The 11984-nt window shown below is 75.5% G+C and carries 12 protein-coding genes and 1 riboswitch; of the genes, 7 read left to right on the top strand and 5 right to left on the bottom strand.

Annotated elements, in window-relative coordinates; genetic code table 11:
* Nucleotides 1-26: 26 nt before the first annotated feature.
* Complete coding sequence (locus K1Y72_RS05310) at nucleotides 27-905, bottom strand: DUF8832 domain-containing protein (protein WP_220163774.1); 879 nt, start codon at nucleotides 903-905, stop codon at nucleotides 27-29.
* A gap of 7 nt (nucleotides 906-912) precedes the next feature.
* Nucleotides 913-1119 (bottom strand): heavy-metal-associated domain-containing protein, encoded by a 207-nt coding sequence (locus K1Y72_RS05305; RefSeq protein WP_220163773.1) that lies wholly within the window; start codon nucleotides 1117-1119, stop codon nucleotides 913-915.
* 364 nt (nucleotides 1120-1483) lie between these two features.
* On the opposite strand from K1Y72_RS05305, the gene K1Y72_RS05300 reads away from it, so the two are divergent.
* Nucleotides 1484-2347, top strand: coding sequence for an Fpg/Nei family DNA glycosylase (locus tag K1Y72_RS05300; RefSeq protein ID WP_220163772.1), 864 nt, complete (start codon nucleotides 1484-1486; stop codon nucleotides 2345-2347).
* 51 nt (nucleotides 2348-2398) lie between these two features.
* On the top strand, nucleotides 2399-3370 hold the full coding sequence (gene dapD / locus K1Y72_RS05295) for a 2,3,4,5-tetrahydropyridine-2,6-dicarboxylate N-succinyltransferase (RefSeq protein WP_220163771.1): 972 nt from the start codon (nucleotides 2399-2401) through the stop codon (nucleotides 3368-3370).
* Nucleotides 3371-3395: 25 nt separating this feature from the next.
* On the opposite strand, the gene K1Y72_RS05290 is transcribed toward dapD, so the two are convergent.
* Nucleotides 3396-3833 (bottom strand): SSI family serine proteinase inhibitor, encoded by a 438-nt coding sequence (locus K1Y72_RS05290; RefSeq protein ID WP_258571984.1) that lies wholly within the window; start codon nucleotides 3831-3833, stop codon nucleotides 3396-3398.
* A gap of 61 nt (nucleotides 3834-3894) precedes the next feature.
* Between K1Y72_RS05290 and K1Y72_RS05285 the strand changes: the two genes are divergently transcribed.
* Nucleotides 3895-4227: a rhodanese-like domain-containing protein gene (locus K1Y72_RS05285; RefSeq protein WP_220164468.1), complete on the top strand. Its 333-nt coding sequence runs from the start codon at nucleotides 3895-3897 to the stop codon at nucleotides 4225-4227.
* Between the two features lie 9 nt (nucleotides 4228-4236).
* Here K1Y72_RS05285 and K1Y72_RS05280 read toward each other — a convergent pair whose 3' ends face one another.
* A complete protein-coding gene (locus tag K1Y72_RS05280; protein WP_220163769.1) occupies nucleotides 4237-4623 on the bottom strand; it encodes a hypothetical protein in 387 nt (128 codons plus the stop codon).
* A gap of 56 nt (nucleotides 4624-4679) precedes the next feature.
* Nucleotides 4680-4798, top strand: a riboswitch (TPP riboswitch).
* On the opposite strand from K1Y72_RS05280, the gene K1Y72_RS05275 reads away from it, so the two are divergent.
* From K1Y72_RS05275 to K1Y72_RS05265, 3 genes are all read left to right on the top strand, one after another.
* Nucleotides 4791-6140: a purine-cytosine permease family protein gene (locus tag K1Y72_RS05275; protein ID WP_220163768.1), complete on the top strand. Its 1350-nt coding sequence runs from the start codon at nucleotides 4791-4793 to the stop codon at nucleotides 6138-6140. (Overlaps the previous riboswitch by 8 nt.)
* A gap of 108 nt (nucleotides 6141-6248) precedes the next feature.
* Nucleotides 6249-8210, top strand: coding sequence for a sensor histidine kinase (locus tag K1Y72_RS05270; RefSeq protein ID WP_308286912.1), 1962 nt, complete (start codon nucleotides 6249-6251; stop codon nucleotides 8208-8210).
* A 434-nt stretch (nucleotides 8211-8644) separates the two neighbouring features.
* Complete coding sequence (locus K1Y72_RS05265) at nucleotides 8645-9184, top strand: ATP-binding protein (RefSeq protein ID WP_308286911.1); 540 nt, start codon at nucleotides 8645-8647, stop codon at nucleotides 9182-9184.
* A gap of 184 nt (nucleotides 9185-9368) precedes the next feature.
* On the opposite strand, the gene K1Y72_RS05260 is transcribed toward K1Y72_RS05265, so the two are convergent.
* Nucleotides 9369-10580, bottom strand: coding sequence for an arginine deiminase (locus K1Y72_RS05260; RefSeq protein ID WP_220163766.1), 1212 nt, complete (start codon nucleotides 10578-10580; stop codon nucleotides 9369-9371).
* Between the two features lie 81 nt (nucleotides 10581-10661).
* Between K1Y72_RS05260 and K1Y72_RS05255 the strand changes: the two genes are divergently transcribed.
* Nucleotides 10662-11885 carry an MFS transporter gene (locus K1Y72_RS05255; RefSeq protein ID WP_220163765.1) on the top strand — a complete coding sequence of 408 codons (1224 nt, stop codon included), beginning with the start codon at nucleotides 10662-10664 and terminating at the stop codon, nucleotides 11883-11885.
* Nucleotides 11886-11984: the final 99 nt, after the last annotated feature.

Below are 11984 nucleotides of genomic sequence, written 5' to 3'. Positions count from 1 at the left end.
CGCGGTGCTCCTCTCTTTCGGCGCCGTCATCGGGCGGTGGCGGTGAACTCGGCGGTGCGCACCGTCCCGCCGTGCTCGAAGTCCAGGTAGAGCCGGTAGGTCCCGGCGCTCGGGACCTCGGCGTGGAAGGCGATCCGCGGGCCCGGCCGGGTGCGGCCGTCGCCGGGCTCCCCGTCGGGGTGCACGTGCAGGTAGGCGAGGTCGCCCCGGCGGAGGGCGACCAGGTGGCCGTACGCCTCCAGGTAGGGCCGCAGGTCGGTGACGGGCGCGCCGCCCCGCGTCACGGTGAACGTGAGCGCGCTGGAGCGGCCGGCGGCGAGGTCGCCGTCCAGGCGCACCTCGTAGCCGTCCACGGTGGCGGTGCGGGACGCGGCGGGCAGCGGCGCGGGCCGCTGGTCGCCGGGGACGGTGACGTCGGCGCCGAGCGTGGCCTGCGCGGCGCCGGCGGGCTTGACGTCGGTGAAGAACCGGTAGGTGCCCGGGTCCGCCAGCGTGACCGGAACGCTCCAGACGCCGCCCGCGCCGAGCACCGGGTGCAGGTGCTGGAAGCCCGACAGGTCGCGGCGCGCCACGATGAGGTGGAGCGGCTTGCCGTGCAGCGGCTCGTAGCGGGTGACGGGCCGGGCGTCCGGGCCGTCGATCGTGAACCGGAAGTCGGTGCGGCGCCCTGCGGCGATCTCGGTGGCGCGCGGGTGGAAGGTGTAGCCGCCCGCGGAGATCTGCAGCCCGCCGGGCGGCGCGGCCGCCGCCGGCGTCCCTGACTCATGGCCGGACCCGTGCTCGGACCCGTGGCCGTCTTCGGCGGTGGCGCCGACCGGGCCGACGAGGCCGCCGAGCCCGAGGGCGGCGCCGAAGACGGCGGCCAGGCCGGCCGCGAAGGCCCCCAGCCGGGTCGCGGTGTTCACCGCGCCCTCACTCCTCGACCTTGTAGCCGGCCTCGTCGACGGCGGCCCTGACCAGGGCGTCGTCGACGGGGGCGGCGGAGGTGACGGTGACGCGTCCGGACGCGAGGTCGACGTCGACCCCGGTCACCCCGTCGATCCCGCCGACCTCCTCCTTCACCGAGCTCTCGCAGTGCCCGCAGGTCATCCCGGTGACGGTGTAAACAGCGGTCGCCATGGCGCGTCCTCCTTGTGCGGCTTTTACCCCAGGGGGGTATCTTGGGTCGTCATGCTGCCATACCGCCCCCGCCCCTTCAACCCCTACCCCCTAGGGGTTATTGCATGATCCACGTCACAGCGCGCGACGGCCGGCGCGGACCCCGGCCGGCCGGCCCGCCCGGGCGCTCTTGACGGGGATATTGCGCAAAGTTATCCACAGGCCGCGGCGGACCGGGGGACGGTGACGATGCCCTCATATGACCGCTTCCACCTGGGATGTTGTGACGGGCGTCGCGGAAAACCGGCGCTCCCCGAAGTTGTGCACAGCTCTGTCCACAGGTTTCCACAGCCCTGTGGACAACCGCGTGACCGATACTGGGGGCATGCCCGAACTGCCCGAGGTGGAGGCGCTCGCGGGGTTCCTGCGGGAGCGCGCGACCGGCCACGCCGTGGCCCGCGTCGATGTTCTCGCGATCTCCGCCCTGAAGACCTACGACCCGCCGGTCACCGCGCTCGGCGGCCTCACCGTGACGGGCGCCGCCCGGCACGGCAAGTTCCTGGACGTCGACGTGGACGGCCTGCACCTGGTCGTCCACCTGGCGCGCGCCGGCTGGCTGCGCTGGCGCGAGGAGATGCCGCAGCGTCCCGCGAAGCCCGGCGGCCGCAACCCGCTCGCCCTCCGGGTGCACCTGGACGACGGCTCGGGGTTCGACCTCACCGAGGCCGGGACGCGCAAGGGCCTCGCCGTGCACGTCGTCCGGGATCCGGCGGACGTGCCGGGGATCGCCGCGCTCGGCCCCGACCCGCTCGCGCCGGAGTTCACGCCCGAGGCGCTCGCCGCGATCGTCGCGGGCCGCCGCACGCGGATCAAGGGGCTGCTGCGCGACCAGAAGGTGGTGGCGGGCATCGGCAACGCCTACTCCGACGAGGTGCTGCACGCCGCCCGGATGTCCCCCTTCAAGATCGCCTCTTCGCTGGCCGGGGAGGACGTCGCCGCCCTGCACGCCGCGATCGTCGGGACGCTCCGCGACGCCGTCGCGCGCTCGGCCGGGCTGGAGGCGCAGGACCTGAAGGGCGAGAAGCGGACCGGCCTGCGCGTGCACGGCCGCACCGGCGAGAAGTGCCCCGTCTGCGGCGACACCGTCCGCGAGGTCGCGTTCGCCGACTCCTCGCTCCAGTACTGCCCCTCATGCCAGACGGGCGGCGCGCCCCTCGCCGACCGCCGCATGTCCCGCCTCCTCAAGTGACGCCGCCGGGTCCGGTGTGCCCCGGCGGGGCGGAGTAGGTACGGTCACGGCGTGAGCGAGAACGAGAAGACTTCCGGCGGCGCGTACGGCGAGGGCATCGCGACCCTGACGAGCGAGGGCACCGTCCTGGACGTGTGGTTCCCCGAGCCCGCCCTCGGCGGCGACGGCCCGGCGGGCACCCGAAGGCTGGACGCGGACGAGGCGGCGAAGGCGTTCGGCGGCGCGCGCCTCGGCGCCGACGAGGCGCGCGGCGTCGAGACCGTCGCGGTGCGGGTGGCGATCGCCGACCTGGCGGCGGCGCCGCTGGACGCCCACGACGTCTACCTGCGGCTGCACCTGCTGTCGGCGCGGCTGGTCCGCCCGCACGGCCTGAACCTGGACGGCATCTTCGGGCTGCTGGCCAACGTCGTGTGGACCGACCAGGGCCCCTGCGCCGTCGAGGGCTTCGAGGACGTCCGGCGGCGGCTGCGGGCGCGCGGCCCGGTGACGGTCCACTCCGTGGACAAGTTCCCGCGGATGACCGACTACGTGGTGCCGTCCGGCGTGCGGATCGGCGACGCGTCGCGGGTCCGGCTCGGCGCGCACCTCGCGGCCGGGACGACCGTCATGCACGAGGGGTTCGTCAACTTCAACGCGGGCACGCTCGGCGCGTCGATGGTCGAGGGCCGCATCTCGGCGGGCGTCGTCGTCGGCCCGGACTCCGACGTCGGCGGCGGCGCGTCGATCATGGGGACGCTGTCGGGCGGCGGCAGCGAGGTGATCAGGGTCGGGGAGCGCTGCCTGCTCGGCGCGAACTCCGGCATCGGCATCAGCCTCGGCGACGACTGCGTCGTGGAGGCCGGCCTCTACGTGACCGCCGGCACGAAGGTCGCGCTGCCGGACGGCGCCGTCGTGAAGGGCGCGGAGCTGTCGGGGCGGTCCGGGCTGCTGTTCCGCCGCAACTCCCAGTCCGGCGCCGTCGAGGCCGTCGGCCGCGGCGGCCGCACCGTCGAGCTGAACGCGGCGCTGCACGCCAACGACTGAACCGCCGCGGGGCGTCCCGCCGGTGCTACCGGACCGGCGGGACGTCGCCGAAGAGGGGCTTCAGCTCCGTCCACTGGCTGAGCTGGCAGCCGTCGGCGCGCGCGAACCGGGCGTCGACCGGCTCGCCCTTCCAGGTGCCGGTGACGGTGGCCGTCTCGGGGCCCCCGTAGATCTTGGTGCAGATCCGGTCCTTGGGGAGGGCCTTGAACGGGTCGGCCGCCTTGGCGAGCGCCGCGCAGGCGGCGGCGCCCTTCGGGTGGTCCCCGCCGACCGGGTCGCACGTCAGCGTCCACCTCTTCGCGGGCGCCTCCGGCGATGCCTTGACCTGGACGGTCAGCGTCTCGGCGGGGGACGCGGCGGCCGTGCTCGGGCGCACCGCGCCGGCGGAGCCGCCCGCCTGTTCGGAGCCGCACGCCGCCGATGAAAGGATCGCGGCGAGGGCGGGCGTTGCGAGGAGAAGCATCCGGTACCGCATGAGGGTTCGACGCGGTACGGCCCGGCACGGTTCCACGGAAGGTGCGATGATGTACGGAAACGACGTCCCGGCGATCGACGCGGCGGCGGTGCCCGAGGAGGGCTACCTGCTGGACGTCCGCGAGCAGGACGAGTGGGACGCCGGGCACGCCCCGGACGCCGTCCACATCCCGATGACGGAGCTGAACGCCCGCGCCGGGGAGATCCCGCAGGACCGCGAGGTCTTCGTGATCTGCCGCTCCGGCGGCCGGTCCGCGCAGGTGACGGCCGCGCTGAACCGGTCGGGCTGGACCGCCCGCAACGTCGGCGGCGGCATGCAGGGCTGGGCCGCGGCGGGGCGGCCGATGGAGGCCGCGCAGGACGGCCCGCCGCGCGTCGCCTGACCGGCCGGGCTAGCAGCCGGGGCCGATGCAGGCGGCCCGGAGGACGGTGCGGCCGGCGACGGTGGCGGTGAAGTCGCCGCGCACGTAGTCGGCCTTGTCCAGCGGCCCGGACTCGGTGATCACGCCGGTGAGCGCGACCGGGCGGCCGTCGGCGGTGCGGCCCGCGCAGCTCACCGGCGTGCCGCCGCCCGAGCCGGTGACGCGGCAGCGCAGCCGGTCGGGGATGGACACGTGCGCCCGGCCGGCGATCTCCTCGCGGCCGTGCGCCTGCAGCATGCCGAGCCGCTTGCCGTCCGCGAGGCCCTGCCGGGTGTCGCTGCCGAGCTGCCGGGCGGAGGAGCAGCCGGCGGCGAGGCAGGCGAGCACGGCGAGCGCGAGAAGGGGACGGGCGGTCACCCGGGGAGCATAGAGCCCGCGATCGGGTCTTTTCCGGGCGTTGTACGATGCGTGCGACCGTTTTCCGCGGGAGCTCGGGCCACAGCCGGGCTGAGAGGGCAGCCGTCCGACGGTGCTGCCGACCGCATGAACCTGTCCGGGTAATGCCGGCGTAGGGAGTGTGGGCCATGGCGTCCGTCGTCGATGATCGTGCGAGCGGCGCGGAGGCGCCGTACACGCTGGACGAACCCGCCCCGCGGGTGCTCGGCTTCTGGGACCAGGCCGCGTTCTGGGGCAACCTCGGCGTCAGCCTGTTCGCGTTCTCCGGCGCCTACACGGTGCTGGCGCCCGACGAGGCGGGCCGGCCGACGCTGTCGATCGTCGCCGGGATCGTCGCGATGGCCGTCGGCACCGCCCTCGGCGGGCTCATGCTGGGGCTCGCCGCCGTGCCCGGCGCGCGCACCGGGCAGCCCGCGATGGTGCTGCTGCGCGGCCTGTTCGGCGCCCGCCCGTCGTACGCGCCGACGGTGCTGAACGTCGCCCAGCTCGTCGGCTGGGGCACCTTCGAGCTGATCGTCATCGCGGACGCGGCGCGCGCCCTGTGGGGCGGCGTCCCGCGCTGGGGGTACGTCGTCGCGGCGGGCGTCCTCACGACGGTGCTGACGCTCTGGCCGCTCGGGTCGGTGCGGGTGCTGCGCCGCTACGTCACGGCGGCGGTGCTCGTCGCGCTCGTCTACTTCTACGTGCAGCTGCTGCGCGAGCCGCTGCCCGACCTCACGGCGGGGTCGTGGAGCGGGTTCGGGGTCGGCGCGGACGCGGCGCTGGCGGTGTCGATCTCCTGGGTGCCGGTCGCCGCCGACTACACCCGGCACGCGCGGAGCTCGAAGGCGGCGTTCGGCGCGGCGGCCGTCGGCTACTCGCTGACCCAGATCGTCGCCTACGTGCTCGGGCTGCTCGCCCTCGCGCTCGTGGCGGGCGACTCGTCCAAGGTGTTCGACCCGTTCCTGCACGTCACGCTGGGCGCGGTGTTCTTCGCGGTGTTCGTGCTGCGCGAGGCCGACCAGTCGTTCGCCAACGTCTACTCGACGGCGGTGTCGATCCAGAACCTGGTGCCGCGCGCCGACCGGCGCGTCCTCACGCTGGCGCTCGGCGCGGGCGTCACGGTCCTCGCGCTCGTCCTCGACATCGGCGACTACGCGGGGTTCCTGTCGCTGATCGGGTCGGTGTTCGTGCCGATGCTCGGCGTCCTCGCCGCGGACTTCTTCCTCGGCCGCGGGCGGCGCGGCTGGGACACGGGCCGCAACGCCCCCGCCCGCTGGGGCATGATCGCGGCGTGGGCGGCGGGCGTCGCGGTCTACCAGCTCGTCTACCCGGGCGCGGCCGGCTGGTGGACCGACCTCTGGACGCGCGCGCAGGAGGCGCTGCACTTCACGCCGCAGTCGTGGATGAGCGCGTCGCTGCTGTCGTTCCTCGCGGCCGGGCTGGCGGCCCTCGCCGCCGGCCGGATCGGCGGGCGGCGAGCGGACGCACCGCACTGACCAGGGGCGACATGGTGGTGTTTTTCCGGCGCCGCCCGGTCGCGCGGAGAAACCTTTCCCTCGCGGTTGCCCCGCGCCGCCCCCCGATCCGGTGGCACGATGACAGGCGTGCCTCCCGACGACGCCCCCGACGACGCCCCCGGCGACCCGCCCGACGATCACGACCCGATCGCCCGCGCCGTCCTGCAGAGCGCGGCGGACGCGATCATCGCGGTGGACCGGCGGGGCCGCGTCACGGTGTGGAACCCGGCGGCCGAGCGGATGTTCGGCTGGCCCGCCGCCGCGATGCTCGGGCGGGTGCCGCCGCTCGTCCCGCACGAGCTGAAGGCCGAGCACAACGCCGTGCAGGAGCGGCTGCTCACCCGCCGCTCCGGCGAGGGCGGGCGGATCTCCATCGCGACCCGCCGCTTCCACCGCGACGGGCGCCTCGTGGACGTGCGGATCGACACCGCGCTGCTGAAGGACGCGGCGGGCGGCCACCTCGGCTGGGTCGGCGTCTACCACCCGGTCCGCGAGGACGAGGCCGTCCAGCACCACATGGCCGAGCGGGCTCGCCTCGTGCGGCGGCTGAACGACATCGTCGCCGACCTGAACACCGAGCTCGACCTCGCGACGGTGCTGGACCGCATCACCGCCGCGCTGATCGAGCTGACCGGCGCGGACGCCGCCGGGTTCGTGCGGATCGAGGGCGACCGGCTGCGGCTGGTCAGCCTGGCCGGGCTGCCCGAGCGGATGCGCGGCACGGTCGCCGAGCTGCGGCCGAGCCTCGTCGGGGAGCTGCTCCGCACCGGCAAGACGGTGAAGCTCGCGGGCGGCGAGCGGCTCCTCGGCGACCTCGTCTGGTCCGAGCTGCCCGGCCTGCACACGGTCGCGCTCGGCCTGTCCTACCTGCAGAACCGGCCGTACGGCGCGCTGTACGCGCTGTTCTCGGGCCGCCGCGTCGGGCACGTCGAGCTGGAGCTGCTGGAGCTGCTCGCCGGGCACGCCGGCGTCGCCGTCGGCAACGCCGTCGCCTACGCCGAGGTGGTGCGGCAGCGCGCCCACGAGCGCGCCGTGATCGACTCCAGTGCCGACGGCATCGCGGTGCTGGACCCCGGCGGCCGCGTCTGCCAGTGGAACCCGGCCGCGCACCTGCTGACGGGCGTCCCGTCCGGGGAGGCGCTCGGGCGGCGGCTGCCGTTCGACCCGCCCGAGCCGGGGCGCATGCGGACGCTGGAGTACGCGCCCGGCGTCTGGCTGAACGTGCTCGCCGCCGAGATCGAGGAGACCGGCGAGCTCGTCGTGGACTTCCGCGACGTGTCGGAGGCCAAGGCCCTGGAGGGCGCCAAGGACCTGTTCCTCGCCACCACCAGCCACGAGCTGCGCACCCCGATCACCGTCGTGCAGGGCTTCGCGGCGACGCTCGTCGGCCGCTGGGACGAGATGGCCGACGACGCGCGCCGCGACGCCGTCGCGACGATCGCCGAGCGGGCCAGCTCGCTCGGCCGGCTCGTCGAGCACCTGCTGCTCGGGTCGCGGGCGGGCGCCGAGGAGCCGCGGGTGGCGATCGAGCCGTTCGACCTCGCGCGGGTGCTGGAGGGCGTCGTCGCGGGCTTCCGGTCGCTGTCGGCGCTGCACCGGGTGGAGCTGGACGTCGAGCCGGGGCTGCCGGCGGCGCGCGGCGACGCGATGGCGACCGACATCGTGCTCGGGCAGCTGCTGGAGAACGCGTTCAAGTACTCGCCGGACGGCGGCGCCGTCCGGGTGCGGGCCCGCGCGGAGGGCGACGGCCTCGTCGTCACCGTGGAGGACGAGGGGATCGGCATCGCGCCGGGCGACCACGAGCGCGTCTTCGAGCGGTTCGTGCAGGGCGAGGCGGGCGACCGGCGCCGGTTCGGCGGCGTCGGGCTCGGCCTCTACATCGTGAAGCGGCTGACCGAGGCGCAGGGCGGCGCCGTCACCGCGCTCCCGGCGGGCCCGGAGGGCGGTCCGGGGACGGTGATGCGCCTCGCGCTCGGGCGGGCGGAGCGGCGCGCGCCGGACGGCGCCGGCCGCCGCCCCGTCCACGACCGCCCGGTCACCCGCGGTTGAGATGCGGCGTGTTGGCCTCTGGGAGCGCTCCCAGAGGCCAACACGCCGCATCTCGACGGAGGGCGACCGGGTGGTCATGGGCGGCGGGGGGCGGGCGGGGGGCCTTTGCGCGATCTTGGCGGCGGGCGGGGTGGACCCCGGGGCGAAAAATCGGCGATCCGTCGATGTGACGGACGAAACGCCTGCCGGAGGAGTAATCCGCGCCAGGGTGGATAGATCCCTCTTGGGTTTCCGTTGAGGATGGGGTTCCGTTGGCTGTTGTGTACGGGGGTGAGCGCCGTGTCCGGCTGGCTCTGCGCACGTCGCGGCGCACGTCACGGCACCGGCGGCCGGTTTCCGGCATGTTTCCGGTCCCCAGTTACCGGGCATTTCGGTCGTACCGGAAGAGCGGTGCCGGAGCCCGTCCGAGCAGCCGCAGCCGCGATCACGGGGAGGTGAGAACGTCGAGCGTCGTACTCCTGCCGCACGCGGCGTCCAGCGTGTCCGCCGCCCGCCGCCGGCTCAGCGCCGACCTCACCGCCTCGGGCGTTCCCGAGACGGCCGTGGACGACGCCAACGTCATCGTCAGCGAGCTGCTGAGCAACGCCCTGCGGCACGCCCGCCCGCTCCCGTCGGGGCAGGTCCGGCTGTCCTGGGCGCACCGCGGCGACCTGCTGGAGCTGGCGGTCAGCGACGGCGGCGCCTCCACCGAGCCGCGCCGCGGCCCGGGGACGCTGTCCTCGCTCGGCGGCCGCGGCCTCGGCATCGTCGAGACGCTCTCGCGCGACTGGGGCGTCCGCCACGAGGACGGCGCGACCACCGTGTGGGCGACGCTCGACGCGCCGCGGCACGGCGACGCGCGCCGCACCGTCCCGCCGGTCGCCGCGCACGCCGCGATCCCGGAGTTCGCCGAGCTGGCCGACGTCCCGGACGAGCCCGACGACCTCGCGACCCGGCCCCGGCACGAGACCACGTCCCGCGCCTACCCGGGCTGAGGCCGGGCCCGCCGCGGACCGCTCCGCGACATCCGGGCGCACCCCGGCTGGTCCTGACATGTCATGACCTTGTAGGGTCCACCCAAGCTCGGGCGCTGCCGTGCCCCCGTCGGTACCGCCCGAGCTGCCAGCTTCCGCGCGGCCCCGCACCGATCCGGTGCGGGGCCGCGCGCGTCATGGCAGGTCAGGGCGCGGGCGGCGGGTCGCGCAGGATGGGGCAGGACATGCAGCGCGGGCCGCCGCGGCCGCTGCCGAGCTCGCTGCCGCTGATCCGGATGACCTCGATCCCGAACGCCTCCAGCTGCGCGTTCGTCTCGATGTTGCGCTCGTAGGCGACGGCGAGGCGCGGCGCGATGGCGAGGGTGTTGTTGCCGTCGTCCCACTGCTCGCGCTCGGCGGTGACCGGGTCCAGGCCGGTGTCGATGACCTTCAGCCGGTCCAGGCCCATCGCGTCGGCGGCGGCCTCCAGGAACGGGCGCTCGGGCGCCACGTCCAGGTCGCCGTTCGCGGCGGTGACGGCGTAGGCGGTCAGCGAGTGCGCGACCGGCGGGTACATGACGACGGTGTCGATGTCGACCATCGTGCAGACGGTGTCCAGGTGCATCGTCGCGCGCTCCTGCGCGATCGGGACGGCGAGCACGGTGTGCGCGAGGCCCGCCCCGAACACCTGCCGGGCCAGGCGCTCGACGCCCGCCGGGGTGGTGCGCTCGCCGGTGCCGACGGCGAGCACGCCCGGCGAGAGCAGCAGCACGTCGCCGCCCTCCAGGTGCTCCAGCGACGGGTCGTACACCGGGCCCGCGCCGGCGAACCGCGGGTGGTGCCGGTAGATCAGCCCGGTGATCGCCGACTCGGCGCGGCGGGCCGGCATCGCCAGGCTCGTCACCGCGACCCGGTCGCCGATCCAGGCGCTGCTGTCGCGGGTGAACAGCAGGCCGGGCAGCGGGTCGATGATGAAGTCGAGCCGGTCCATCAGCCGGTAGACCAGGCCGTGGCCGGCCTTCAGCTCCTCGTGCGCGAGCCCGGCGATGAGGGCGTGCGCGAGGTGCTCGGGGTCCTGGTCCTCCAGGTAGCCGGTGACGGCGCGGCGGAGCTGGTCGCCCCAGCGCGGGTCGGCGGTGACGTCGGCGATCGCCCGGGCGCGGGCCTCCCCGTACTCCAGGGCGTCCTGGAGCAGCTCGGCGAGGTAGAGGACCTCGACGCCGCGGTCGCGCAGCGCCTGCGCGAACGCGTCGTGCTCCTCCTGCGCCCGGCCGACCCAGGGGATCGCGTCGAAGAGCAGCTTGTCGCTGTTGCGCGGGGTGAGGCGCTTCAGCTCGGCGCCCGGCCGGTGCAGCATCACGGTGCGGAGCCGCCCCACCTCGCTGGTGACGCGGTGCTCGTGGGTCGTGTTGTCCATCACCCGGACCAGTCTAAGCGGCACTGATCGTTACCTATCGGGCGGACGTGCCGTCATCGCCCCTCATGCCACCATGCAGGGATGCACCGCCCCCGCTCCGGCGCGTCCCTGCCCGTTCACCTGGCCGCCGCCACCCCGCTGCGCATCTCGGCGGAGGGCATGGCGACGGCCCTGGTCCTGGCGGTCGCCGCGCGGACCGGGCACGCCGCGACGGCGGGGTTCCTGCAGACGGCGATGACGCTGCCGTACGTGCTGAGCGGCCCCGTCGCCGGCCATCTCCTGGACCGGGTCGCGCGCCCCGGGCGGGTCGCGGTCGCGATGGCCGCCGGGTACGTCGCGGCGGCCGCGCTGCTGCTGGCGCTCGCCGGCGCCGCGCCGCTCGCGGTCGCCGCCGTCGCCGCCGTCGCGGTCGGGCTGACCGAGCCGGTGGTGGTCGCGCTGAGCGGGTTGCTGCCGCGGTTCGTCCCGGCGCCGCTGCTGCCGCGCGCCTACGGGCTGGAGGCCGCCAGCTACGACGTCGCCTCGATCGCCGGGCCGGGCCTCGCCGCCGTCGTCGCGTCCCTGTACGGCGGGGCGCACGCGGGCGCGGCGATGGTCGTCGCGGCGGCGCTCGGCCTCGCGGCGCTGCCGTTCGTCCGCGTGCCCGGACCCGGGCCGGCGGGCGGGCCGGCCGCGCGCCCGGGGCTCGGCGAGGTGGTCACCGGCGGGCTGGCGGTCCTCGCGCGGCTGCCGGTGCTGCGCGCCTTCACCGTCGCGACGACGCTCGCCTGGCTCGGGTTCGGCGGCGTCGCGGTGTCGTCGGTGCTGCTCGCCGAGCGGTTCGGGGCGCCGGCGAGCGGCGGCGGGCAGCTGCTCGTGGCGTTCTCGGCCGGCGCGCTCGCCGGGTCGCTCGCGTGCAGCCGGTGGCTGACGGTCCGGGCGGCGCTGCCGGTGCTGTTCGCGGGCCTCGCCGGGTTCGGCGGCGCCCTCGCGCTGCTGCCCGCCATGCCGTCGCTCGGCTGGGCGCTCGCGGTGTTCGCGGTCGCGGGCGCCGCCGAGGGGCCGGTGTTCGCGGCGACGCTGATGCTCCGCCAGCGCGAGGCGCCGGCCGAGCGGCTCGGGCAGGTCAACACCACCGCGGGCAGCCTGAAGATCGGCGCGTCCGCGCTCGGCGCCGCGCTCACCGGCCTCACGGCGGATACGATCGGGCCGGGCGGCCTGTTCCTCGCGATCGCGGGGTTCCAGTTCGCCGGTGCCGGGATCGGTCTCGCGCTGCTGCGGCGGGCCCGGCGCGGCGAAACGCTGGCGGCAATGGATCTTGTGTGATGAGATTTCCCGGCGGCCCCCGCTGGATCCGCCTTCCCTGATCCACCTTCCCTGATCCACCTTCCCTGATTCACCCATCTGGAGCATGTGTGCGAGCCC

This window comes from Actinomadura parmotrematis (assembly GCF_019458805.1).
In the GTDB taxonomy this organism is placed as follows: Bacteria; Actinomycetota; Actinomycetes; order Streptosporangiales; family Streptosporangiaceae; genus Spirillospora; species Spirillospora parmotrematis.
The sequence above is the reverse complement of the archived record's forward strand: the minus strand, read 5'-3'. Positions and strand labels throughout refer to the sequence as shown.

What these genes read in the sequence shown, in the direction of transcription:
- K1Y72_RS05290 (WP_258571984.1), bottom strand. Translation starts at nt 3,833, where the DNA reads ATGCTTCTCCTCGCAACGCCCGCCCTCGCCGCGATCCTTTCATCGGCG.
- K1Y72_RS05260 (WP_220163766.1), bottom strand. Translation starts at nt 10,580, where the DNA reads ATGGACAACACGACCCACGAGCACCGCGTCACCAGCGAGGTGGGGCGG.
- K1Y72_RS05300 (WP_220163772.1), top strand. Translation starts at nt 1,484, where the DNA reads ATGCCCGAACTGCCCGAGGTGGAGGCGCTCGCGGGGTTCCTGCGGGAG.
- K1Y72_RS05255 (WP_220163765.1), top strand. Translation starts at nt 10,662, where the DNA reads ATGCACCGCCCCCGCTCCGGCGCGTCCCTGCCCGTTCACCTGGCCGCC.
- K1Y72_RS05305 (WP_220163773.1), bottom strand. Translation starts at nt 1,119, where the DNA reads ATGGCGACCGCTGTTTACACCGTCACCGGGATGACCTGCGGGCACTGC.
- K1Y72_RS05275 (WP_220163768.1), top strand. Translation starts at nt 4,791, where the DNA reads ATGGCGTCCGTCGTCGATGATCGTGCGAGCGGCGCGGAGGCGCCGTAC.
- K1Y72_RS05285 (WP_220164468.1), top strand. Translation starts at nt 3,895, where the DNA reads ATGTACGGAAACGACGTCCCGGCGATCGACGCGGCGGCGGTGCCCGAG.